General features: G+C 58.2%; 22 protein-coding genes, 1 tRNA gene and 1 pseudogene. 15 read left to right on the plus strand and 9 right to left on the minus strand.

Annotation, left to right across the window (positions count from 1 at the left end; translation table 11 throughout):
• Positions 1-37: 37 nt before the first annotated feature.
• The 6 genes from petA to SWE17_RS14765 all read left to right on the plus strand — a co-directional run bounded on the left by petA (position 38) and on the right by SWE17_RS14765 (position 4,145).
• Positions 38-634, plus strand: coding sequence for a ubiquinol-cytochrome c reductase iron-sulfur subunit (petA, locus tag SWE17_RS14740; RefSeq protein ID WP_100119304.1), 597 nt, complete (start codon positions 38-40; stop codon positions 632-634).
• 11 nt (positions 635-645) lie between these two features.
• Positions 646-2,055: a cytochrome b gene (locus SWE17_RS14745; protein ID WP_199174471.1), complete on the plus strand. Its 1,410-nt coding sequence runs from the start codon at positions 646-648 to the stop codon at positions 2,053-2,055.
• Between the two features lie 29 nt (positions 2,056-2,084).
• The gene (locus SWE17_RS14750) at positions 2,085-2,840 is read left to right on the plus strand and encodes a cytochrome c1 (RefSeq protein ID WP_322993855.1); all 756 of its coding nucleotides are present in this window, start codon (positions 2,085-2,087) and stop codon (positions 2,838-2,840) included.
• A gap of 95 nt (positions 2,841-2,935) precedes the next feature.
• Positions 2,936-3,547, plus strand: a complete 612-nt coding sequence (locus tag SWE17_RS14755) for a glutathione S-transferase N-terminal domain-containing protein (protein WP_100119302.1) — start codon at positions 2,936-2,938, stop codon at positions 3,545-3,547.
• A gap of 18 nt (positions 3,548-3,565) precedes the next feature.
• A complete protein-coding gene (locus tag SWE17_RS14760) occupies positions 3,566-4,012 on the plus strand; it encodes a ClpXP protease specificity-enhancing factor (protein WP_322993825.1) in 447 nt (148 codons plus the stop codon).
• A 57-nt stretch (positions 4,013-4,069) separates the two neighbouring features.
• A tRNA-Thr gene (locus SWE17_RS14765) sits at positions 4,070-4,145 on the plus strand.
• A gap of 85 nt (positions 4,146-4,230) precedes the next feature.
• Here SWE17_RS14765 and SWE17_RS14770 read toward each other — a convergent pair.
• The gene (locus SWE17_RS14770; RefSeq protein ID WP_322993826.1) at positions 4,231-4,533 is read right to left on the minus strand and encodes a DciA family protein; all 303 of its coding nucleotides are present in this window, start codon (positions 4,531-4,533) and stop codon (positions 4,231-4,233) included.
• Between the two features lie 232 nt (positions 4,534-4,765).
• On the opposite strand from SWE17_RS14770, the gene secA reads away from it, so the two are divergent.
• The 4 genes from secA to SWE17_RS14790 all read left to right on the plus strand — a co-directional run bounded on the left by secA (position 4,766) and on the right by SWE17_RS14790 (position 10,198).
• Complete coding sequence (secA, locus tag SWE17_RS14775; RefSeq protein WP_322993827.1) at positions 4,766-7,513, plus strand: preprotein translocase subunit SecA; 2,748 nt, start codon at positions 4,766-4,768, stop codon at positions 7,511-7,513.
• A gap of 78 nt (positions 7,514-7,591) precedes the next feature.
• Positions 7,592-8,821 (plus strand): bifunctional glutamate N-acetyltransferase/amino-acid acetyltransferase ArgJ, encoded by a 1,230-nt coding sequence (gene argJ / locus SWE17_RS14780; protein WP_322993828.1) that lies wholly within the window; start codon positions 7,592-7,594, stop codon positions 8,819-8,821.
• Complete coding sequence (locus SWE17_RS14785) at positions 8,818-9,708, plus strand: ATP-binding protein (RefSeq protein ID WP_322993829.1); 891 nt, start codon at positions 8,818-8,820, stop codon at positions 9,706-9,708. Before argJ ends, SWE17_RS14785 begins: the two co-directional genes overlap by 4 nt.
• 7 nt (positions 9,709-9,715) lie before the next feature.
• Entirely contained in the window at positions 9,716-10,198 is a 483-nt protein-coding gene (locus SWE17_RS14790) for an NUDIX domain-containing protein (protein ID WP_322993830.1), read from the plus strand.
• Between the two features lie 22 nt (positions 10,199-10,220).
• On the opposite strand, the gene SWE17_RS14795 is transcribed toward SWE17_RS14790, so the two are convergent.
• The 6 genes and pseudogenes from SWE17_RS14795 to SWE17_RS14820 all read right to left on the minus strand — a co-directional run.
• Complete coding sequence (locus SWE17_RS14795) at positions 10,221-10,436, minus strand: DNA gyrase inhibitor YacG (RefSeq protein WP_322993831.1); 216 nt, start codon at positions 10,434-10,436, stop codon at positions 10,221-10,223.
• Positions 10,433-11,188 carry a cell division protein ZapD gene (zapD, locus tag SWE17_RS14800; protein ID WP_322993832.1) on the minus strand — a complete coding sequence of 252 codons (756 nt, stop codon included), beginning with the start codon at positions 11,186-11,188 and terminating at the stop codon, positions 10,433-10,435. Before zapD ends, SWE17_RS14795 begins: the two co-directional genes overlap by 4 nt.
• 22 nt (positions 11,189-11,210) lie before the next feature.
• The gene (gene coaE / locus SWE17_RS14805) at positions 11,211-11,828 is read right to left on the minus strand and encodes a dephospho-CoA kinase (protein ID WP_322993833.1); all 618 of its coding nucleotides are present in this window, start codon (positions 11,826-11,828) and stop codon (positions 11,211-11,213) included.
• A 3-nt stretch (positions 11,829-11,831) separates the two neighbouring features.
• Positions 11,832-12,656 carry an A24 family peptidase gene (locus SWE17_RS14810; RefSeq protein WP_322993834.1) on the minus strand — a complete coding sequence of 275 codons (825 nt, stop codon included), beginning with the start codon at positions 12,654-12,656 and terminating at the stop codon, positions 11,832-11,834.
• Between the two features lies 1 nt (position 12,657).
• The gene (locus SWE17_RS14815) at positions 12,658-13,866 is read right to left on the minus strand and encodes a type II secretion system F family protein (RefSeq protein ID WP_322993835.1); all 1,209 of its coding nucleotides are present in this window, start codon (positions 13,864-13,866) and stop codon (positions 12,658-12,660) included.
• A pseudogene (locus SWE17_RS14820) lies at positions 13,863-15,041 on the minus strand (GspE/PulE family protein); the annotation flags it as partial. The gene SWE17_RS14815 and the pseudogene SWE17_RS14820, both read right to left, overlap by 4 nt.
• 212 nt (positions 15,042-15,253) lie before the next feature.
• On the opposite strand from SWE17_RS14820, the gene SWE17_RS14825 reads away from it, so the two are divergent.
• The gene (locus tag SWE17_RS14825) at positions 15,254-16,204 is read left to right on the plus strand and encodes a hypothetical protein (RefSeq protein WP_322993836.1); all 951 of its coding nucleotides are present in this window, start codon (positions 15,254-15,256) and stop codon (positions 16,202-16,204) included.
• A 57-nt stretch (positions 16,205-16,261) separates the two neighbouring features.
• Here the strand turns inward: SWE17_RS14825 and SWE17_RS14830 are convergent, their stop codons facing one another.
• On the minus strand, positions 16,262-17,422 hold the full coding sequence (locus SWE17_RS14830; RefSeq protein WP_322993837.1) for an ABC transporter ATP-binding protein: 1,161 nt from the start codon (positions 17,420-17,422) through the stop codon (positions 16,262-16,264).
• 47 nt (positions 17,423-17,469) lie between these two features.
• On the opposite strand from SWE17_RS14830, the gene SWE17_RS14835 reads away from it, so the two are divergent.
• The gene (locus tag SWE17_RS14835; protein WP_322993838.1) at positions 17,470-19,104 is read left to right on the plus strand and encodes an iron ABC transporter permease; all 1,635 of its coding nucleotides are present in this window, start codon (positions 17,470-17,472) and stop codon (positions 19,102-19,104) included.
• 27 nt (positions 19,105-19,131) lie between these two features.
• Here SWE17_RS14835 and SWE17_RS14840 read toward each other — a convergent pair whose 3' ends face one another.
• A complete protein-coding gene (locus SWE17_RS14840) occupies positions 19,132-20,085 on the minus strand; it encodes an ion transporter (RefSeq protein ID WP_322993839.1) in 954 nt (317 codons plus the stop codon).
• A 165-nt stretch (positions 20,086-20,250) separates the two neighbouring features.
• On the opposite strand from SWE17_RS14840, the gene SWE17_RS14845 reads away from it, so the two are divergent.
• The 3 genes from SWE17_RS14845 (at position 20,251) to SWE17_RS14855 (ending at position 21,420) form a co-directional block, all read left to right on the plus strand.
• Positions 20,251-20,580 (plus strand): metalloregulator ArsR/SmtB family transcription factor, encoded by a 330-nt coding sequence (locus SWE17_RS14845; RefSeq protein WP_322993840.1) that lies wholly within the window; start codon positions 20,251-20,253, stop codon positions 20,578-20,580.
• Between the two features lie 85 nt (positions 20,581-20,665).
• Entirely contained in the window at positions 20,666-21,076 is a 411-nt protein-coding gene (locus SWE17_RS14850) for a DsrE family protein (protein WP_322993841.1), read from the plus strand.
• A 38-nt stretch (positions 21,077-21,114) separates the two neighbouring features.
• The gene (locus SWE17_RS14855; RefSeq protein WP_108353194.1) at positions 21,115-21,420 is read left to right on the plus strand and encodes a c-type cytochrome; all 306 of its coding nucleotides are present in this window, start codon (positions 21,115-21,117) and stop codon (positions 21,418-21,420) included.
• The last annotated feature ends 10 nt before the right edge of the window (positions 21,421-21,430 follow it).

Consider the following 21,430-nt stretch of genomic DNA (forward strand, 5'->3'; position numbering starts at 1 on the left):
CGGGTTGACCCTGATAACGACTCGCTAGAGGATTCCCATGAGTGACACCCCAGTCGACAGCAGCAAGCGGACCTGGCTGATTGCCTCCACTTGCGCAGGTGCCGTAGGCGCTGGCTTTGTGGCCACCCCCTTCGTCAGCAGTTTCCAACCCTCCGAACGAGCCAAAGCGGCTGGTGCGGCGGTCGAGGTGGATATTTCCGCCCTCAACCCGGGTGAAAAACTGACCGTCGAATGGCGCGGCAAACCCGTTTGGATCATGAAGCGCTCGCCAGAGCAGCTCGAATCCCTCAAGAAGATCGAAGGTCAGCTGGCCGACCCGGCATCCGACCGCACGGCATATCCCACACCCGAATACGCCAAGAATGGTCACCGTTCGATCAAGCCAGAAATCATGGTGGCTGTGGGTATTTGCACCCATTTGGGCTGCTCGCCAGGCGACAAGTTTGCCACTGGCGCCCAGCCATCTTTGCCCGATGATTGGGCGGGTGGTTTCTTGTGCGCCTGCCATGGCTCGACATTCGATTTGGCCGGCCGTGTATTCAAGAACAAGCCAGCGCCAGACAACCTCGAAGTGCCGCCTCACATGTACCTGTCGGACACCAAGTTGATCATTGGTGAAGACAAGAAGGCTTGATGGAGAACAACATGGCTGAATTCAAAGAAATCTCTCCGAACGCCCCTGCTGGCGAAAAGTTGCTCAATTGGGTGGATAACCGCTTCCCGGCATCCAAGCTCTACAAAGAGCACCTGTCCGAGTACTACGCACCGAAAAACTTCAACTTCTGGTATTTTTTCGGCTCGCTGGCTTTGCTGGTGCTGGTGATCCAGATCGTGACCGGTATTTTCCTGGTCATGCACTACAAGCCTGATGCGGCTTTGGCTTTTGCTTCGGTCGAATACATCATGCGCGATGTGCCTTGGGGCTGGTTGATTCGCTACATGCACTCCACAGGCGCATCCGCGTTTTTTGTGGTGGTCTACCTGCACATGTTCCGTGGCTTGATTTATGGCAGCTACCGCAAACCGCGTGAGTTGGTCTGGATCTTTGGTTGCGCCATTTTCCTGTGCTTGATGGCCGAAGCTTTCATGGGCTATTTGTTGCCATGGGGCCAAATGTCCTACTGGGGTGCCCAGGTGATCGTGAACTTGTTCTCGGCCATTCCTTTCATTGGTCCTGATCTGGCTTTGCTGATCCGTGGCGACTTCGTGGTGGGCGACGCCACCTTGAACCGATTCTTCAGCTTCCACGTGATTGCTGTACCCCTGGTTTTGTTGGGTCTGGTTGTGGCGCACATCATCGCGTTGCACGAAGTCGGCTCCAACAACCCAGACGGCGTTGAAATCAAGGGCCCCAATGCGCCCAAGGACGCCAATGGCCATCCTTTGGACGGCATTCCTTTCCACCCTTACTACTCGGTGCATGACATCATGGGTGTGAGCGTCTTCTTGATGGTCTTCACCGCTATCGTGTTCTTTGCACCTGAGCTGGGCGGATACTTCCTTGAGTACAACAACTTCATCCCAGCCGATCCGCTGACCACGCCTTTGCACATTGCGCCCGTTTGGTATTTCACGCCCTTCTATTCGATGTTGCGTGCCATCACCAGCGAGATGATGTACGCATTGATCGCTTGCGTGGTGATCGGTGCTGTTTTGGCTGTTGCCAAAGGCAAGCTGCCCACATTGCTCAAAGGCGCTGTGGTGGGTGCTGCGGTCGTGATCTCTGCCCTGATGTTGGCCATTGATGCCAAGTTCTGGGGTGTGGTGGTCATGGGTGGTGCGGTTGTGATCTTGTTCTTCTTGCCATGGCTCGACAACAGCCCCGTCAAGTCGATCCGTTACCGTCCTGACTGGCACAAGTACTTGTACGCTGTGTTCGTCATCAACTTCCTGATCTTGGGCTATTTGGGCGTTCAACCTCCATCACCCATCGGTGAGCGTGTCTCCCAAGTCGGTTCACTGTTTTATTTCGGCTTCTTCCTGTTGATGCCTTGGTGGAGCAAGCTGGGCACGCCCAAGCCCGTTCCTGACCGCGTGACCTTCACGCCTCACTGAGATCACGGAGATTCAAGAACATGAAAAACATCAAGAAACTCGCTTTGGGCTTTGTGATGGCCCTCGGTCTGATGGCCGGTGCCCACGCCGCTGGCGGCGGCATCGCTTGGGATAAAGCACCCAAGAAAACCAACGATTTGGCTGCGTTGCAAAACGGTGCCAAGTTGTTCGTCAACTACTGTTTGAATTGCCACTCTGCGGCTTTCATGCGTTACAACCGCCTGAAAGACATCGGCTTGACCGATCAGCAAATCAAGGACAACTTGTTGTTTGCAACCGACCGCGTCGGTGACAACATGAAAGTGGCCATGGACCCTGTCCTGGCCAAGGACTGGTTTGGCAAGAACCCACCCGACTTGACTTTGATGGCCCGTTCGCGTTCAGGTCATGGTGGCACAGGTGCGGATTACCTCTACACCTACCTTCGCACTTACTACCGCGACTCGACGAAACCTACAGGTTGGAACAACTTGGCCATGCCCAATGTCGGTATGCCCAACCCACTTTGGGAACTTCAAGGTGAGCGCGAGCCGGTTTACACAGAAAAAGAAGAGCATGGTCATACTGTTCAAATCTTCTCTGGCTGGAAGCAAGTCAAGCCCGGCACCATGACGCCTTTGCAGTACGACCAGGCGATTGGTGACTTGGTGGGCTACATGCAGTGGATGGCAGAACCTGCTCAAAACACCCGTGTTCGCATCGGTGTCTGGGTCCTGATTTTCTTGACGTTCTTCACCTTTATCGCTTGGCGTTTGAATGCCGCGTACTGGAAAGACATCAAGTAATTGATCTTTTACCCGGCCATTGAATCGGCCGGGTCTTGTGGAGTGGCAGGCCTTGGGGCCTTCCACTCTTTTTGATTTTTTGAGGAGCCTCCGCCATGATGGTGCTTTATTCCGGAACCACTTGCCCTTTTTCCCACCGTTGCCGCTTTGTGCTGTTTGAAAAGGGCATGGATTTCGAAATCCGTGACGTTGACCTCTACAACAAGCCTGAAGACATCAATGTCATGAACCCTTACGGCCAAGTGCCGATTTTGGTGGAGCGTGACCTGATTTTGTACGAGTCGAACATCATCAATGAATACATTGACGAGCGTTTCCCTCACCCTCAGTTGATGCCTGGTGACCCAGTTGACCGTGCTCGCGTGCGCTTGTTCTTGCTCAATTTTGAAAAAGAACTCTTCGCCCATGTGTTGACACTGGAAAACCGCACGCTCAAAGGCAACGACAAAGCCTTGGAAAAAGCCCGTGCGCACATTCGCGACCGTTTGACGCAATTGGCCCCCGTGTTCTTGAAAAACAAGTTCATGTTGGGTGACAACTTCTCCATGCTCGACGTGGCCATTGCACCGCTGTTGTGGCGTTTGGATTACTACGGCATTGAGCTCAGCAAAAATGCCGCGCCTTTGCTCAAATACGCTGAGCGAATCTTTTCGCGCCCCGCTTATATTGAAGCATTGACCCCCTCAGAGAAGGTCATGCGCAAGTAAGTTCTGCTGGAGCCGACGATGATCAGTGCCACCGAATTGCCCTCCACGCGCCCCTATTTGATCAGGGCCTTGTACGATTGGTGCTCCGAAAACGGTTTCACACCTTATGTGGCCGTTAAGGTCGACGCTTCCGTGCAGGTGCCCCGTGAATATGTGCAAGGTGGCGAAATTGTGCTGAACGTCAGTATGGACGCCACCAGCTCACTCAAGTTGGGCAATGACTTCATTGAGTTCAAAGCCCGCTTCGGTGGCAAGCCGCGTGACATCATGGTGCCGATCCACCGTGTGATGGCCATTTATGCCCGTGAGAACGGACAAGGCATGGCGTTTCCTGTCAATGACGATGATGTGCCGACGACAACTTTGACGGCGGTGCAGCCCCATGAAGCGGAAGCACTGCCGGATGATGAGCCAACGCCACCCAGCGCATCGCCTTCGCGTCCTGCCTTGAAACGCATCAAATAAAAAATTAACAGCATGGGGCTCAGAAAAGGCCCCAGAGCACGTTAGAATTCAGCCCGTGCCGCTTTAGCTCAGTTGGTAGAGCACCCGCCTTGTAAGCGGTAGGTCGTCAGTTCGAATCCGACAAGCGGCACCAAATTTAAAAGGCCCTGATCTCTGATCAGGGCCTTTTTCTTTGGGCTTCTGGCTGGAAGCAGTCGATCAACAGCCTTTAGTCAGCCCTAGCGGTTTTGAACCTTGATCCGAATGGAGGTCACGGGCAGACCATTTTGTGACAAATGCGCTTGCAATGCCGGCAGCATTTGGCGAAGTTTGGCTGCCACAGCGTTGGAGCTGACCAACAAGCACCAGCTGCCCTCATCCATTGGCCCTGCCTGGACACTGGCACGTAAGGGGGCTGGCAGTAAGCTGCGAATGGCCTGCAGACGATCGCTGGACGCCCGGATCAATTCAGACAAACGTGCAAACGTAGGCGACTCTTGTGCCGCTTGATGCAGGGGAATGGCTTGGTGGCGTCTTTGCATGTTCAAAAGGTTAACACCGGATTGTCCGGCCGTGCAGGATCGCAAGGCATCAGACCCGCAAACCCGATCGCCTAGCGGCTAAAATCAGGGCATTAGACGGGTGCGCTTTGATGGTGCCTGTTCATGGGCGTGGGGGATTGAATCCCGCAGGGCCCGTAACACTTGAAACCTTAACTAGACAGGATTGACGGTCTGTTTCTCAACCTTGAGTTTGAGAGAGGATCTCGTAGACATGGCCATCCCTTTCCTCACCAAAATTTTCGGCAGTCGCAACGATCGCCTGCTCAAGCAATACCGCAAAACGGTGGAGCGCATCAACGCACTTGAAGCCGGACTGGAATCACTCAGCGACGATGAGCTGCGTGCCAAAACCCAAAACTTTCGGGATCGTTTCGCCGCTGGCGAAACACTGGATGCGATGCTGCCAGAAGCCTTCGCAGTGGTGCGAGAGGGTTCCAAGCGCGTGATGAAGATGCGCCACTTTGACGTCCAATTGTCGGGTGGTATCGCCCTGCACAACGGCAAAGTCGCTGAGATGCGCACTGGCGAAGGCAAAACGCTGACCTCCACGCTGCCAGCCTACCTCAACGCTTTGGCGGGCAAAGGCGTTCATGTGGTCACCGTGAACGACTACTTGGCCAGCCGCGACGCGCGTTGGATGGGCAAGCTGTTCAACTTCCTCGGCTTGTCGGTGGGCATCAACTTGGCCCAAATGTCGCGTGAAGAAAAGCAAGCGGCTTACAACTCGGACATCACCTACGGCACCAACAACGAATACGGCTTTGATTACCTGCGCGACAACATGGTTTATGAAGCCCATGACCGTGTGCAGCGCCCACTGAACTACGCCATCGTTGACGAGGTGGACTCGATCTTGATCGACGAGGCCCGTACGCCCTTGATCATCAGCGGCCAAGCCGAAGACCACACGGCCACTTACCTCTCGATGAAGCAGGTTGTGCCTTTGCTCACCCGCCAAGAAGGTGAAGCCGATCCCCGTACGGGCGAGGGCGTCATCACCCCCGGTGATTTCACGCTGGACGAAAAAGCGCATCAGATTTTCTTGACCGAGCAAGGCCATGAAAAAGCTGAAGGCGTATTGGCCCAGTTGGGCATGATTCCAGAAGGCGCGAGCCTGTACGACCCGGCCAACATCACCTTGATGCACCACCTGAACGCGGCCTTGCGTGCGCAGCACCTGTACCACCGCGACCAACACTATGTGGTGCAAGACGGTGAAATCGTCATCGTCGACGAGTTCACAGGCCGCTTGATGACCGGTCGCCGCTGGAGCGATGGCCTGCACCAGGCTGTGGAGGCCAAAGAGGGCGTGGACATCCAGGCTGAAAACCAGACCTTGGCCTCCATCACCTTCCAAAACTATTTCCGCCTTTACAACAAGATCGGCGGCATGACCGGCACGGCAGACACCGAGGCCTATGAGTTCCAGGAAATCTACGGGCTGGAGACCGTGGTTGTTCCTCCGCACCGCAAGAGCCAGCGCGAAGACCAGCTGGACCGCGTCTACAAGACCTCGCAAGAACGTTACACGGCCGCGATTGCTGACATTCGTGAATGCCATGAGCGCGGGCAACCTGTTTTGGTGGGCACCACCTCGATTGAAAACTCCGAGTTGATCGCCCAGCTGCTGACGCAAGAGAAACTGCCGCACCAGGTGCTCAACGCAAAACAGCATGCCCGTGAAGCGGACATCGTGGCCCAAGCCGGACGTCCTGGCATGATCACCATTGCCACCAACATGGCAGGCCGCGGAACCGACATCGTCTTGGGTGGCAACATCGAAAAAGACATCCAGGCGGTGGAGGCCGAAGAGGCCCTGTCCGAAGAGGCACGTCAAGCCCGTGTGAACGAATTGCGCGAGCAATGGAAAGTCGTGCACGAGCAGGTCAAGGCCTTGGGCGGTCTGCGCATCATCGCCACCGAGCGCCACGAATCACGCCGTATCGACAATCAGTTGCGTGGCCGTTCGGGCCGTCAGGGTGACCCAGGCTCTTCACGCTTTTATTTGAGCCTGGACGATCCGCTGATGCGCATTTTTGCGGGTGACCGTGTGCGCTCCATCATGGACCGGCTGAAAATGCCCGAGGGCGAAGCCATTGAAGCGGGCATTGTCACACGCAGCATCGAAAGTGCCCAGCGCAAGGTGGAGTCCCGTAACTTCGATATCCGCAAGCAATTGCTGGAATACGACGATGTCTCCAACGACCAGCGCAAGGTGATTTACCAGCAGCGCAACGACATCCTCGATGCCCAGGATTTGAACGGACAAATCGCCTCCTTGCGCGAAGGCTGTTTCAGCGATCTGGTGCGCCAATACGTGCCTGCCGAAACGGTGGAAGAGCAGTGGGACTTGGCCAGCTTGGAAAAAGCATTGGCCGAAGAATGGCAGCTGACGCTGGATTTGCGCGGCAAGGTTCAAGCCTCCAACGCCATCACCGATGAGGACATCCTCGAAGCCGTGGTGGGCGCAGCCAATGCCCATTTCCAAGCCAAACTGGACAGCGTGGGCGCGGGCAATTTCACCTCGTTTGAGCGCATGATTTTGTTGCAAAGCATCGACACGCACTGGCGCGAACACCTGAGCTCGCTCGACTACCTGCGCCAAGGCATTCACCTGCGCGGTTATGCCCAAAAGCAGCCCAAGCAAGAATACAAGCGCGAAGCCTTTGAGTTGTTTGGCCAGTTGCTCGACGCCGTCAAAAACGAAGTCACCCGCACCTTGATGACCGTGCGCATCGATTCGGGCGACCAGATCGAGCAAGCGGCCCAAGCCATTGAAGAGCGTGCTGAGCACATCAGCAATGTGACCTACAGTGCGCCGGACGAGTCTGGTGAGCCACAAACTGTGGCGGCTGATTTGGCAGGTTTGCAAGAAGCTTTTGGCCAAGTCGGTCGCAATGACCCCTGCCCATGCGGCAGTGGCAAGAAGTTCAAGCACTGCCACGGCAAACTCGCCTGAATGGGGCAGCGCGGATGAAACGGGCTTCGGCCCGTTTTGTTTGTGTGAAACCCGAAACGTTTTTTTCAAAGGACCACCATGCCTGTGAACCTGCCTCCTCTGGATCCCGCCCAACTCAGCCCCATCGCGGGCGTGCGCATCGGTGTTGCCGAAGCGGGTGTTCGCAAAGTCAACCGCAAAGACCTCACCGTGTTTTTGCTGGACGAAGGCACCAGCGTCGCGGGTGTGTTCACGCGCAACCGTTTTTGCGCCGCGCCTGTCCAACTTTGCCGTGAGCACTTGGCCGCAGGAAGTGCCGTCCGTGCACTGGTGATCAACACAGGCAACGCCAACGCAGGCACCGGTGCACCGGGCCTGGCCCATGCACGCCAAACCTGCGAGGCCATGGCCAGTTTGCTGCAATGCACGCCCGCACAAGTGCTGCCGTTTTCCACGGGTGTGATCATGGAGCCGCTGCCCGTGGACCGCATCGTCGCAGGCATGCCTGCTGCACTGGCCAGCGCGCAAGCCTCCCAATGGGCTCAAGCTGCCGAAGGCATCATGACCACCGACACCGTGCCCAAAGCGGCGAGTGTGCAGGTCAAAGTGGGTGGTCAAACCGTCAGCATCACCGGCATCAGCAAGGGCGCGGGCATGATCCGCCCCAACATGGCCACCATGCTGGGCTTTGTGGCCACCGACGCGTGCATCGAACCGGGGTTGTTGCCCGCTTTGGCCAAACAACTGGCCGATGGTTCGTTCAACCGCATCACCATCGACGGCGACACCTCGACCAACGATTCCTTCATGCTGATCGCCACGCACAAGGCAGGCAACACACCCATCACCTCGTTAGACAGTGCTGACGGCCAGGCCTTGGTGCAGGGCTTGATGCAAGTGGCCCGCCAGTTGGCGCACGCCATCGTGCGCGATGGCGAGGGCGCGACCAAGTTCATCACCGTGCTGGTTGAAGGAGGCCGCTCGGGCGAGGAATGCCGTCAGGTGGCCTATGCCATCGCGCATTCGCCCTTGGTCAAAACCGCATTCTTTGCCAGCGACCCGAACCTGGGGCGCATCTTGGCCGCCGTAGGTTATGCGGGCATCGACGACTTGGACCAAGGCCTGATCGAGTTGCACCTGGACGATGTGCATGTGGTCTCGCAAGGCGGGCGCCGCGCCGAGTACCGCGAAGAAGATGGTCAGCGCGTCATGAAGGGCAGCGAGATCACCGTGCGTGTGGGCCTGGGCCGAGGCACCGCCAGCGACACCGTGTGGACCTGCGACCTGAGCCACGATTACGTCACCATCAACGCGGATTACCGTTCATGAACTCTCCTGCATCCTCTGCCCTGGACCAACTGCTGGCCAAAGTCAGCCAGCTGGTGGACCGCATCGAGTCGGTCTTGCCCCAGCCCCTGTCTGCGCCCGACTGGACGCATGCCATTGCCTGGCGCTACCGCAAACGCTCGTCCGGCCACGGCGTGTTGGAGCCGGTGCGCCATGTGGCGGCCATGACGCTGGCCGACCTGAAGGAAATCGACGATCAGAAAGAAAAACTGCAGCGCAACACCGAGCAGTTTGTGCACGGCCGTCCGGCCAACAACGTGCTGCTCACAGGCGCACGGGGCACCGGCAAGTCCTCGCTGATCAAGGCGTGTCTGAACACCTATGCGCCCCAAGGCCTGCGCTTGATCGAGGTCGACAAAGAAGACCTGACTGACCTGCCTGACATCATCGAAGTGGTGGCGGGCCGCCCCGAAAAGTTCGTCGTCTACTGCGACGATCTGAGCTTTGAAGACGGCGAGCCGGGCTACAAGGCGCTCAAGTCGATTCTGGACGGCACTGTGGCGGCTTCGACCCCCAATGTGCTGGTGTACGCCACCAGCAACCGCCGCCACCTGCTGCCCGAGTACATGAGCGAGAACCTCACTTACAAGCACACCGACGACGGCGAGGTTCACCCGGGTGAAGGCGTGGAAGAGAAAATTTCTCTGTCCGAACGCTTTGGCTTGTGGATCAGTTTCTACCCCTTCTCGCAAGACGAGTACCTGACCATTGCCGGACAGTGGCTCAGCGCTCTGGGTGCCACGCCAGCGCAAATCGACGCTGCCCGCCCCGATGCTTTGCTCTGGGCCTTGGAGCGCGGTTCGCGCAGTGGTCGTGTGGCCTACCAGTTTGCGCGGGACATGATGGGCCGCCAACCCACCTCACCGTGAGCCCCGCATGAGCGCAGGTTTGCTGGTCGCCGATGGCGAACGCGCACGCGAAGACCTGAGCGCAGGCCAGGCAGAGCGTGCCGTGGTCGATGTGGCCGTGGGTGTGCTGCTGCAAGCCGATGGCCATTTTTTGCTGACCTCGCGCCCCGAAGGCAAGGTGTACGCAGGCTATTGGGAATTCCCGGGCGGCAAACTCGAAGCGGGCGAGTCGGTCGAGCAAGCCTTGCGCCGAGAGCTGCAAGAAGAGCTGGGCATCACCATCGGTGCCGTCCAAGTCTGGAAAACCCAGATGGTCGATTACCCGCACGCCTTGGTGCGGCTGCATTTCTGCAAAGTGTGGGATTGGCAGGGCGAGTTGCAAATGCGCGAAGCGCAATCACACGCTTGGCAGTTGCTGCCGGTGGTCGTGACGCCGGTGCTGCCTGGCACCGTTCCCGTCCTGGCTTGGCTGGCCGAAGAGCGCCAGTTCACGGCCGCCACGCACGCTTGAAACCCCAGCGGTTCCTGGCTTCTCACTGCAAGCGCGGATCGCCAAAGGGCTCGTCGGGAGGGGTTTCGTCGGGCAGCTTGAATTCTTCGCTGGCCCAAGCCCCCAAATCCACGCCTTTGCAGCGGGCGCTGCAAAACGGTCGGTAGGGGTTTTGAGGGCTGTAAAGGCTGGTGCCTGCGCAGGCAGGGCAACGCACTTTGCGGGGTTCGAAGGCTTGGGGCTGGTTCGAGTCGCTCATGCGCACAAAGACATCTCAAAAGGTACATCTTCGGTGGTGGCCACCAATTTGCCGTCGCTTTGCTGGCGCATCATGCGGATCACCACCAGCAAGCGGTTGCAGCTGATTTCGGGCGTGATGCCCAGCGCAGGATCAATTTTCAGCCGCAGCAATTGGAAAGTGCGTCCTTGCGGCAGGTTTTGTTGCAGCTGACCGGCTGTGGCCATGACTTTCTGACTGCTGCCCGATTCGCGCAGCATTTGCAGCAGCAGCTTCACGGCCTGGGCCAAGGGGCCAAAGGGTGCGACCCATTGCGACAGGTCTTGGGCACGGCTGGCGGCGTCGTGGTGTTGCCATGCGTGGTAGGCGGGCAGGTCAAACTCGCAAGTACCCCCCGGGATCACGGCGCGGCTGCGCAAGGCCATCAGGAAGTCGTTCTCGTTGAGGCTTTGGCCAATTTTTCCGCTGATTTGGTTCAGCGCTTCAAAGTGTTCGTCCAGTTGGGCGATCAGGCCATCCAAGGCTTTTTCAGAGATGGCCGGGTTGCCGCGGTAGCCGTTGTACAGCTGCTTTTGGCGTTCTAGGTCTTTGAGCACATCGGATTTGAGCTCAGAGCGCGAAGCCACTTCGATGATTTCGAACAAAGTGGTCAGCGCAAAGTGGTGGTCCAAGGCCTCGGTGCGGCCCATCAATTGGCCCAGGCGGTTGAACAGCTGTTGCAAGCGCAGGTAAGTGCGGATGCGTTCGTTAAAAGGGTATTCGTACAGTATCACGCGGCGTCTTCCAGTGCCGCCATCATAGCCCGAAGTCAGCAGCCACTTGAGCCACTTTGGACTCTAATTGGGAGAGATTCAGCCCTTGATTGAGGATCACCAGATCGGCGCAAGCCAGACGCTGCGCACGGGAGGCTTGCAAGGCGATGATCCGGTCAATTTCCTCAGCAGCCAAGCCACTGCGGGCCATGACCCGTTGCCGCTGGGTCTCGGCATCGCAGTCCACCACGATCACCCGGTCCACCTGTTTGCGCCAGCGTTCGCCCGATTCGACCAAAAGAGGCACATCAAACACCAAAACCCGATGACCACTTTGCACCGCTGCTTGTGCTTGCTCTGCGGTGATCTGGCTCACCAGCGGGTGGATGATGGCCTCGAGCTTTTGTTTGGCTTGCGGGTTTTGAAACACCGCCTGCCGCATGGCTTGCCGGTCCATAGCGCCTTGGGCATCGACCATTTGGGGCCCAAAGGTTTGGGCAATCGCGGCCATGGCCCGCCCGCCCGGAGCGGTAAAGCTGCGCGAAATCGCGTCAGCATCGATCACAGCCGCACCTTTGACCGCCAACATGCTGGCCACGGTACTTTTGCCGCTGCCGATGCCGCCCGTGAGGCCCAAGCGCCAAATGTGTGGAGTGTTCATGTTTTAAACCAGAATGAAAGGCAGGGGGCCCAAAACCATGACCCACAGGCCCGCCAAAGCCAAAAAGGGACCAAAGGGCATTTGACCGTCTTGCGGCATGCGCTGGCGCAAGCGCAACCACAGCCCATAGGCCACGCCTGTCAGGGAGGCGATCAACACCAAAGACAAGAGGGCGGGCCAGCCTAGCCAAGCGCCCAAAGCCGCCAGCAGTTTGAAGTCGCCTTGGCCCATGCCTTCTTTCCCCGTGACGAGTTTGAACAGCCAATACACCGACCACAAAAACAAATAGCCCACCACCGCCCCCCAAAGCGCGGTGCTCAGGCTCACTTGGCTGAGTCCCAAGCTCGCCGCCAGCAAACCGGCCCACACCAAAGGTTGGGTGATGGCATCGGGTAACAAGGTGGTGTCGGCGTCGATCGCCGCCAAAGCCACCAGCGCCGCGGCAAATCCGGCCCATGCCAAGGCGCTGGCGCTCGGGCCATGCTGGGCAAAAACCCATGCAAACAAGACCGCACACAAGACTTCAATGACGGGGTAACGCCAGCCAATGGGGGTGTGGCATTGTTTGCAACGGCCTTTGAGCCACATATAGCTGAGCACTGGGATGTTCTCCATCCAGGACAGTTCGTGCTGGCAGTGCGGGCAATGCGAGTGGGGCACCGCGATGTTGTAAGGGCCTTCAGACGAGGCTTGGGCGTCTTGGGCCATCTCTGCAGCCCATTGCGCGGCCATCATGCGCGGCAGGCGGTGGATCACCACGTTCAAAAAGCTGCCGATGGCCAAGCCCAGCAGGACCACCAGGGTCCAGGTCAAGAGGTCCAGGTTCATTTCAAAAGACCTGACCCAGGCGGAAAATGGGCAAATACATGGCCACAAGAATACCGCCAATCAGGCCGCCCAGCACCACGATGATCAAAGGTTCCAGCAAACTCGACAAACCATTGACCCGATCGTCGAGTTCGGTTTCCATCAAAGCGCCTGCTCGCGCCAACAAATGGTCCATGGCGCCAGTCTCTTCTCCCGTGGAGCAGAGCTGTACGACCATGGCGGAAAAGCGCCCGCTTTGGGCCATGCCCTCGCTCAGGCGGCTGCCTTGGGCCACTTGTCGTTGCAACTGCCAAGTCAAGCGCTCATAAATGGCTTGATCGCAGGCCTGTGCCACAGGCCCCAAAGCCTCAGCCAAAGGCACACCCGCTGCCAGCAAGGCCGACAAAGTCTGGGCCCAACGCGCCACCACAGCCGTTTCCACCAGCCTGCCGATGACCGGCAACTTGAGCAGCCAGCGGTCTTGCCAAAGCCGCGTAGCGGCGGCGCTGCCTTTTGCTTTTTGCTGCGCAGACCCCCGCCACACAAAACCGAGCAACATGAGCCCCAGCACCCATGGGCCTGATGAGCTCAGCCCCCCGCTCAGCGCCACCACCATTTGGGTGGCCCATGGCAATTCGGCCCCAAATGACTTGAACACATCCTCAAAGACCGGCACCACCAACACCAAAATCAGCACCAGCACCGCGATGGCCACGCCCAGCACTGCCGTGGGGTACATCAATGCCGATCGCACCCGCGAGCGCAGTGCTTCGTTTTTCTCCAGAGTCAGTGCCAAGCGCTCCATCATGGTGTCTAAGATGCCTGCCGACTCGCCCGCATGGACCATGCTGATGTAGAGCCCGGAAAACTGCTGAGGGTGCTGGGCCAAAGCGTCGTGCAAGGCCATTCCCGAGGCCAGATCGTTGTGCACCTGCCGCATCACCTCGCTCAAGGCCAAAGACGGCAGGCTGCGTGACAACATGTCCAGCGACTGCAGCAGTGGCACGCCCGCCCGAAGCAAGGCAGCGAGTTGCCGGGTCATGAGCGACAACTCGTTGGGCCGCACCCGGGGCATGCGGTCCCACCAAAGCCGTTGAAGCCGCAAGGGCCGCACGCCCTGTCTGCGCAATTGGGCCCTTGCCAGTCCAGCGCTGGGGGCCTGCAGCCGACCTTGTCTTTGGCGACCCTGAGCGTCTTGTCCTTGCCAAGCGAAAGTGCGGGGCGGGCTCATGCGTCATACCGGGTGTTGGCCAAGACTTCGTCCAGAGAGGTCAGGCCTTGCCGCACTTTGCGCAGACCTGCCAGGCGCAGGGTGCTCACCCCCTCGCGCTGGGCCTGTTCGGTCAGCGCTTGGCCGCCCGCCTCTTGCAGAATCAGGCGCTGCAGGTCGGCGCTGATGGGCATGACTTGAAAAATCCCGGTGCGCCCTGCGAAGCCTTTGTGGCAGTGCGCACAACCGACAGGCTGGAAGACTTCGACCGTAGGCCCGTTCAGCCACGATTCGGGCCAACCGGCTTTCAGGCACACATCGGCCGGCAAATGCACAGACACTTTGCAGCGAGGGCACAAGCAGCGCACCAAGCGTTGCGCCGTGATGAGGGTCACACTGGCGGCAATGTTGTAGGGTGCTGTGCCCATGTTGCGCAAACGCACCAAGGTGCTGGGGGCGTCATTGGTGTGCAAGGTCGACAGCACCAGATGCCCAGTTTGAGAGGCCTGAATGGCGATGTTGGCTGTTTCCAGGTCGCGCACTTCGCCGACCATCAAGATGTCCGGGTCCTGCCTCAAAAAAGCCCGCAAGGCGATGGCAAAGGTCAGTCCTGGCTTGTCTTGCACATTCACCTGGTTGATGCCTTGGAGCTGTATTTCGCAGGGGTCTTCTACCGTGGCAATGTTCACTTCGGCCGTGTTGAGCCGGTTCAGGCAGGCGTAAAGCGATTGGGTTTTGCCGGAGCCCGTAGGGCCGGTCACCAACACCATGCCGTGTGGACGATGAATCGCCTCCACCAAACGGGCGAGGTCTTCGGGTTCGTAGCCCAGTTGCGTCAAGTCGAGCTGGGCTTGCGCGGTATCGAGCACCCGGATCACCAGCTTTTCGCCAAACAAAGTGGGCAAGGTGCTCACACGCAAGTCCAAATTGCGCCCGCTCCCCAAGACCAATTTCATGCGGCCGTCTTGTGGCAAGCGCTTTTCGGCAATGTCCAGCCGCGACAGCACCTTGATGCGCGAGGCCAAGCGATCTTTCAGTGCTGCAGGGGGTGTGGCCACCTCTCGCAACTCGCCATCGATGCGCAGGCGCACGCGGTACTGGTGTTCGTAGGGCTCAAAGTGGAGATCAGAGGCTTTGAGTTCGACCGCCTGCTCCAGCAGTTGTTGCACCCACTGCACGACCGGGGCATCGTCCACGGCGGTCATGGGTGTACGGTTGTTGAGCTTGTCCTGCATGGCGCCACCTTGAGCTATTTTGTTTGCATGGAGGGGGCATCATGGTCCGAGTTTTTGGTTTTGTAAATCGCGAGGCGGGTGGGTGCGCTAAAGCACCGGGCAAAGCCAACTAAGATTGATAATCTGATCAAAACTCTTAGTAGTTTTTTCAGTTTTCTAGATTGAGACTTCGCATGAAATTCACGGGACTCCTTGCACTGTTGTTTTGCCTCCCGGTCTGGGCCGACCACTACACCCCGATCACGGTGTGGCAAACCGTGCCCTTCATCAAAGGCCAAGACCTGTGCCAGTTCCAAGATGCTTATGGCAGCAGCGCGCAAGAAAGTCAGAAAAAACTGAGCCAACAGCTCGTTACTTTGCTCGATGCCGGTGCTGACCCCGCGCAATTGATCGATTTGATCAGCGCACTGGACCGTTACACCCAGCAAAACCGGGATCGCGCCAGTGCTGGCAAAGGCATGGACACGCTGCTGGAAGGCAGTCTGAAAGCCGCTTTGGACGCCCAGTACACCAAGCTGCAGCCACGCAACCGCAACATCACCTTCTTCAACCCGGCCCCGATTTTTGCTTTGGCCCGTGACCTGCGTGAAGAAAAACGCCAAGGCTATTTGGACGCCAGCATGTTGGGCAAACTCAATGCCATGGCCTGGGGCACCTATTCCTATGCGCCTTCTTGTAAGGGTGATTTGGTGGTGACGCTGCACATTCAAGTCTCGTCCGGCAGAACCTACAACTACCAAGCCATTGGTCGTCCTGAGTTGGTCATGCGGGCCATCAGCACCCAACTGTTTGCTGAGTTCCAGCACACCCAGTTTCCATCCAAAGTTCAGATCGGCCATCGAACCCTGGAGTTGGTGGGGGCGCCAGGTGTGCCGATCAGCTACACCCGCAGCGCAGAAGCCGCAGAGCGCACTTGTAAAGGGATTCAGGCCCGACTGCCGACCGCCGAAGAATACGAGTTCATGTCGAACTTGGGCGATTGGAACCAAGGCATTCGCACGGTGGGGCGGATTTGGGCCTTGGCCAACAAAATGGTGCTGGCGCCAGAGTTGCCCAACCCATCACCCGTGCGCACAGAGAGCGAAGTCCGTGCCCATGAGATTTATTACTACTGCGTTCGCTGAGCGGTCAGGGCGAGCCTGGATTCTTGGAGTCGTCTGACCCCAAGCGGCTGAGCCGCATTAAACGAATTTGACCGGTTGGTACTGAGGCTCGGTGTGCTCGCAAGCCTCGGCTTTGGCACACGGCATGTGGCACAGATCGCGGTCGTTCACCGGACAATCCCGGTTGAAAGTTACCACATGGTCCACTTCGGCCCGGATACCGATCCATTCGCCCAGCTTGTGATCGTGGTGACTGGGCACATGGGCCATGAGTTGCTCGCCTGAGGCCAAGCGCAGGGTGTACAAAAACTCTGAACCTCGGAAGGCCTTGCGCACAATTTGCGCTTTCACAGGGGCGTCGTCGTCGTGCACGATGTCGTCCGCCCGCAGCAGCACGTCGCACTGCCCATTTTCAAAGGCGCAGGGCAGGGGGCATTCGGCCACATCGCGCAGCTCGCCCACGGGGGTGCTGACCCAAATATGCCCATCCACCTCACGCAGGGTCGCAGGGGTGAAGACGCCGTGGCCAATGAAGTCGGCTACAAAACGGGTGGCCGGGCGGTGGTAGAGGCTGTACGCATCGTCCCATTGGTGCAGTTGGCCTTGGTTCATGACGCCGATCACGTCGCCAATGGCGAAGGCCTCCAATTGGTCGTGCGTGACCAACAATGCCGTGGCATTGGCTGCCTTCAAGATGTTTCGCACTTCGTGGGCCAAGCGTTCGCGCAGGTCCACATCGAGGTTGGAAAACGGCTCGTCCAGCAGCAGCAGGTCGGGGCGCGGTGCCAGTGCGCGAGCCAAAGCCACGCGTTGCTGTTGACCACCTGAAAGTTCATGCGGAAAACGTCGGTCAGAACCTTCGAGGCCTACCAAAGTCAGCACCTCGGCCACGCGCTGTTGGCGCTCGGCTTTGGGCAGGTGTGCCAGACCAAACCCGACGTTGTGGCCCACGTCCATGTGAGGAAACAATGCGTAGTCTTGGAACACCATGCCGATGCGGCGGCGCTCGGCGGGTTCGGTGTGGTTTTTGTCGCTGACGACCCGGTCGGACAGCAAGATTTGCCCACCCGATACCGGCTCCAGCCCTGCGACTGCTCTGAGCAAAGTGGTCTTGCCGCAACCCGACGGCCCAATCAAGACCCCAATGTCACCAGCCTGCAGGCTCAAGTTCACACCCTGCACGGCGGGCGAGGTGCTGCCGGGGTATTGGATGTCCAGTTGGCGCAGTTCTAGAAACATGCTTTGGATTGTAGGCAGGTTGGCCCGCGCTCCTACAATCCAAGACTATGTTGTCCACCATGGCCCGCCGTTTATCGGGCCTCCCCTCCTTGTTGTTTGCCCTGTTGGCACTGGCTTTGGCCTTGCCCGTTTTGGCTGTATTGGGCTCGTGGCTGCAATGGAATGGTGAGAGTGCCAACATTTTGCGAGAGATGGCCGCCACCGTGCTGCCCGATTACGCACTGACCACGCTGGGCCTGTGCCTGATGGTGGCGGTGGGCGTGACGGTTTTGGGCTTGGCCACGGCGGCGCTGGTCACCTTGTTTGATTTTCCGGGACGCGGCGTTTTTGAATGGCTGCTGCTCTTGCCGCTGGCCATGCCCGCTTATGTGGTGGCTTACGCCTACACCGACTTTTTGCAGTTCAGCGGCCCCCTGCAAGTGGCTTTGCGCGAGGCGCTGGGTTTGCAAGGCCGCTTGTGGCCCGATGTGCGCAGCGTGTGGGGTGCGGCGCTGGTGTTCACCCTCTCGCTTTACCCGTATGTGTATTTGTTGGCCCGCACCGCTTTGGTGGAACGGGCTTCGGGTTTGATGGAAGCGGCCCGCTTGCTGGGGGCGCCTTTGTCCCGACGCATTCGCGAAATTGCCTTGCCTTTGGCCCGCCCAGCCGTGGCTGCAGGCGTAGCGCTGGCGCTCATGGAAACCTTGGCCGACTTTGGCGTCTCCAGCTACTTCGGTATCCAGACTTTCACGGCGGGCATCTACAAAGCTTGGCTGTCCATGGACAACCGCATTGCCGCCGCACAGCTGGCCACTTTGCTGCTCGCTGTGGTTCTGTTTTTGCTGCAGTTAGAACAGCGTGCCCAAAAGCGCATGCGTTTCAACCAAGGGCGCGGCTCGCGCCAAGGCTCGGCCGAAGCGAAGCCGTTCCAGCTGCATGGCATCCGCCGCTTCTTGGCGTGGACTGTGTGCAGTTTGCCCGTGCTGCTGGGCTTTGTGCTGCCGGTGCTCATCATGTTGCGGGCTTTTGTCGGAGAGACGAGCGACATGCCTTGGGATCGTTTTGGCCAATGGGCCTGGACCAGCTTGCGCTTGGGCGCGGTCACGGCGGTTCTGGCTGTGGGCGTGGCGCTGGCGCTGGCTTTCAGTGTGCGCACCCGGGCTGACCGCATCAGCCAGGGCGCTATTCAGTTGGTGGGCTTGGGTTATGCCATTCCTGGTGCCGTGGTGGTGGTCGGTCTGCTTTTGCCGGTGGGCTGGATTCAGCAAACCTGGCCCGCCTCGTCTGCGGGGGCCTGGATCACGGCCACCTCGCTGGGCCTGGTGTGGGCCTACTTGGTACGGTTTTGTGCGGTGGCTTTGCAGTCGGTGCAAAGCGGCTATGCGCGCATTCCTGGCAGTTTGGACGACTCAGCAAGGATGTTGGGCGTCACGGGCTGGGGCCTGATGCGGCGTGTGCATGCGCCCTTGTTGCAGCGCACCACCATCGCCGCTGCTTTGCTGGTGTTTGTGGACGTGATGAAAGAGCTGCCCGCCACCATGGTGCTGCGCCCCTTCAACAGCGACACACTGGCCGTGGTGGCCTACCAGTTGGCACGCGACGAGCGCTTGGGCGAGGCCGCTTTGCCTTCGCTGGCCTTGGTACTGGTCGGTTTGATTCCGGTGATTTTGCTCAGCCGGACATTGCGACAAACGGCGCCCTGAAACTTGCCCGGGCTCTTGGCGGGCCCATCAGAGCTTGGCGTCTTTGGGACGCATCAGCGTTTTTTCTTCCAAAATTTGCCGGATGATCGCCCGAGCATGCTCTTCGGTGATGCTGAATTCGCGGCGCAAATGCTCGATGGTTCGCCGCTCTTTGGGGTCCACTTGCCCATCTTTGAGCAGCTCTTCTACCTCGGTAGTGAACTCCAACTCGTGTGTGCGCACCCGGGTGGCAAAAGCCGAGGCCACGATGCCGGTGAGCAATGCCACGGTGAAAACGCCGGACAAGGCCGTGAACGCGCCAATCACTTTGCCCCAGTTTGAAACAGGCGTCACATCGCCATAGCCAACGGTGGTGATGGTGACGATGGACCACCACATGGCATCGGGGATGGTGCCCAATTTGTCAGGTTGCAAGGCGTGTTCCGCAAAGTACATCAGGCACGAGGTGATGAGAATGGACAGCGCCAACAGGTAAAGCGCGGAGATGAAAGCGTCTCTTTCGGCGTAAATGGAGGCCAGCAGGTCTTCCAGCGCGGTGGAGTAATGGGACAACTTCAGGATGCGCATGATTCGGATGACCCGCAAAAAGCGCAAATCCAAGCCTGGCAACAAAGCCTGCAAAAAGAAAGGCAGGATGGCCAGCAAATCCACCAAACCATGAAAACTGAGCACATAAGCCCAGCGACGGCGAATGTCCGAGGCGTGCTTCTGAGGGTTCCGCTCGGCCGCTGTCCAAATGCGAAGCAAATATTCCACAGTGAAAAATACCACCGAAAACATGTCAAAAAAGGCCAAACGGGTGCCGTATTGGTGTTCGATCGACGGGACAGACTCCAACATCACGGCCAACACGTTGCTTAAAACCATCAAGGTCAACAACCAAGAAAAAGCCCAGGCTGCTTTTTTGTCTCTTTGACTTTGAAGCTCCAGGATTTGGAACAGGCGGCGCCTGAAAGAGTGGTGTGCGTGCATAAGGCCCATCTTAGACAAGAAAACAGGGCGTTTGACCCGCGTGTCTTGCTCCTCTTATCCCAATTTGGTTATAAGCAAAGAACCAATCAATGGTTGGGGGCCCTGTAAAAATAGTCACAATCAGACCTCAGGGCAGATTGCCTGACCTCAAGCCTCAGTGATCTAAATACAACCATGTCCAAAATTGCACAAGAAGAAGACCACGTCCTGACCGAATCGGAAGAGGTTTTTGAAAAAGCCGCCGAGGTCTTTCGTGTCATGTCGGCCCCCATGCGCTTGCGCATCATCAGTGCCCTGTGCAACGGCGAAAAGAACGTGGGCGAATTGCTGGCCGAGATCGACACCACCCAGCCCAACATGTCGCAGCACTTGAACACCCTTTACCAGTCGGGTGTGCTCGGTAAGCGCCGCGAAGGTGTACAAATTTATTACCGCATCATCAACGACCGCGTGGTCACGCTGTGCCGAGCCGTGTGCGTGCAGATCGCCAGCGAAAGCGATTGAAAGAACAACGTCAGTTTCAGGCCGGGTTTTCACGGGCACGCTTTCGCCATGGACACGGCTAACATCCATTCATAAGGAGTAACGAATGAAGAAACATCTGCTATTGATTTCCGGCCTGCTGGCTTGCACCCTGAGCTGGGCTGAGGTCAAGGTGGTTTACCACCTGAGCGAAGGCATCCCCCAAGCCTCGCGGGCCATCGGCAACATCCGCAACCACCTCAATGCCGATCCGACCGCCAAAATCGTGGTGGTCACCCATGGCTTGGGCATTGACTTTTTGATCAACGGCGCGACCAATCAGATGGACCAGCCCTTTGCTGGAGGTGTAGCGGATCTGGTCAACAAAGGCGTGGAGTTCCGTGTGTGTAACAACACCTTGGTCTCGCGCAAAATTTCTGCCGACAAGCTGCTGATGGAAGCCAAAGTGGTGCCCTCGGGTGTGTCCGAAGTGGCCAAGCTGCAGGCCAACGAAAAGTTTGTGTACCTGCGTCCTTGATGGCGCTCCTATTTGATTGATTTTGTCGAGGAAAACCCATGAAGATTCAACACGCTCTGACAGCGGCCGCTTTGGTCGCATTGTCCGGTCTGGCTCAAGCCCAGGTCGACCCGCTGCACGTTCGCAGCTGGGCCGCATCGTGCGCGGCTTGCCACGGCACCGATGGCCGTGCCCAGCCAGGCATGGAGTCTTTGGCCGGTGCCAATAAAGATGACATGGTCAAGAAAATGCTCGACTTCAAGGCTGGCCGCAAGCCTGCCACGATCATGCATCAGCTCGCCAAGGGCTATTCTGACGAGCAAATCGTCGCCATCGCAGGCTACTTTGCTGCACAAAAGAAATAAGGAAAACCGC

It is taken from the genome of Limnohabitans sp. (genome assembly GCF_034680285.1).
GTDB lineage: Bacteria > Pseudomonadota > Gammaproteobacteria > Burkholderiales > Burkholderiaceae_C > Limnohabitans_A.

What these genes read in the sequence shown, in the direction of transcription:
- SWE17_RS14795 (WP_322993831.1), bottom strand. Translation starts at nt 10,436, where the DNA reads ATGAGCGACTCGAACCAGCCCCAAGCCTTCGAACCCCGCAAAGTGCGT.
- SWE17_RS14850 (WP_322993841.1), top strand. Translation starts at nt 20,666, where the DNA reads ATGAAGAAACATCTGCTATTGATTTCCGGCCTGCTGGCTTGCACCCTG.
- argJ (WP_322993828.1), top strand. Translation starts at nt 7,592, where the DNA reads ATGCCTGTGAACCTGCCTCCTCTGGATCCCGCCCAACTCAGCCCCATC.
- secA (WP_322993827.1), top strand. Translation starts at nt 4,766, where the DNA reads ATGGCCATCCCTTTCCTCACCAAAATTTTCGGCAGTCGCAACGATCGC.
- SWE17_RS14855 (WP_108353194.1), top strand. Translation starts at nt 21,115, where the DNA reads ATGAAGATTCAACACGCTCTGACAGCGGCCGCTTTGGTCGCATTGTCC.
- SWE17_RS14840 (WP_322993839.1), bottom strand. Translation starts at nt 20,085, where the DNA reads ATGGGCCTTATGCACGCACACCACTCTTTCAGGCGCCGCCTGTTCCAA.
- SWE17_RS14845 (WP_322993840.1), top strand. Translation starts at nt 20,251, where the DNA reads ATGTCCAAAATTGCACAAGAAGAAGACCACGTCCTGACCGAATCGGAA.
- SWE17_RS14825 (WP_322993836.1), top strand. Translation starts at nt 15,254, where the DNA reads ATGAAATTCACGGGACTCCTTGCACTGTTGTTTTGCCTCCCGGTCTGG.
- SWE17_RS14745 (WP_199174471.1), top strand. Translation starts at nt 646, where the DNA reads ATGGCTGAATTCAAAGAAATCTCTCCGAACGCCCCTGCTGGCGAAAAG.
- SWE17_RS14770 (WP_322993826.1), bottom strand. Translation starts at nt 4,533, where the DNA reads ATGCAAAGACGCCACCAAGCCATTCCCCTGCATCAAGCGGCACAAGAG.
- coaE (WP_322993833.1), bottom strand. Translation starts at nt 11,828, where the DNA reads ATGAACACTCCACACATTTGGCGCTTGGGCCTCACGGGCGGCATCGGC.
- SWE17_RS14835 (WP_322993838.1), top strand. Translation starts at nt 17,470, where the DNA reads ATGTTGTCCACCATGGCCCGCCGTTTATCGGGCCTCCCCTCCTTGTTG.
- SWE17_RS14755 (WP_100119302.1), top strand. Translation starts at nt 2,936, where the DNA reads ATGATGGTGCTTTATTCCGGAACCACTTGCCCTTTTTCCCACCGTTGC.
- SWE17_RS14815 (WP_322993835.1), bottom strand. Translation starts at nt 13,866, where the DNA reads ATGAGCCCGCCCCGCACTTTCGCTTGGCAAGGACAAGACGCTCAGGGT.
- SWE17_RS14785 (WP_322993829.1), top strand. Translation starts at nt 8,818, where the DNA reads ATGAACTCTCCTGCATCCTCTGCCCTGGACCAACTGCTGGCCAAAGTC.
- SWE17_RS14810 (WP_322993834.1), bottom strand. Translation starts at nt 12,656, where the DNA reads ATGAACCTGGACCTCTTGACCTGGACCCTGGTGGTCCTGCTGGGCTTG.
- SWE17_RS14790 (WP_322993830.1), top strand. Translation starts at nt 9,716, where the DNA reads ATGAGCGCAGGTTTGCTGGTCGCCGATGGCGAACGCGCACGCGAAGAC.
- SWE17_RS14760 (WP_322993825.1), top strand. Translation starts at nt 3,566, where the DNA reads ATGATCAGTGCCACCGAATTGCCCTCCACGCGCCCCTATTTGATCAGG.
- SWE17_RS14830 (WP_322993837.1), bottom strand. Translation starts at nt 17,422, where the DNA reads ATGTTTCTAGAACTGCGCCAACTGGACATCCAATACCCCGGCAGCACC.
- petA (WP_100119304.1), top strand. Translation starts at nt 38, where the DNA reads ATGAGTGACACCCCAGTCGACAGCAGCAAGCGGACCTGGCTGATTGCC.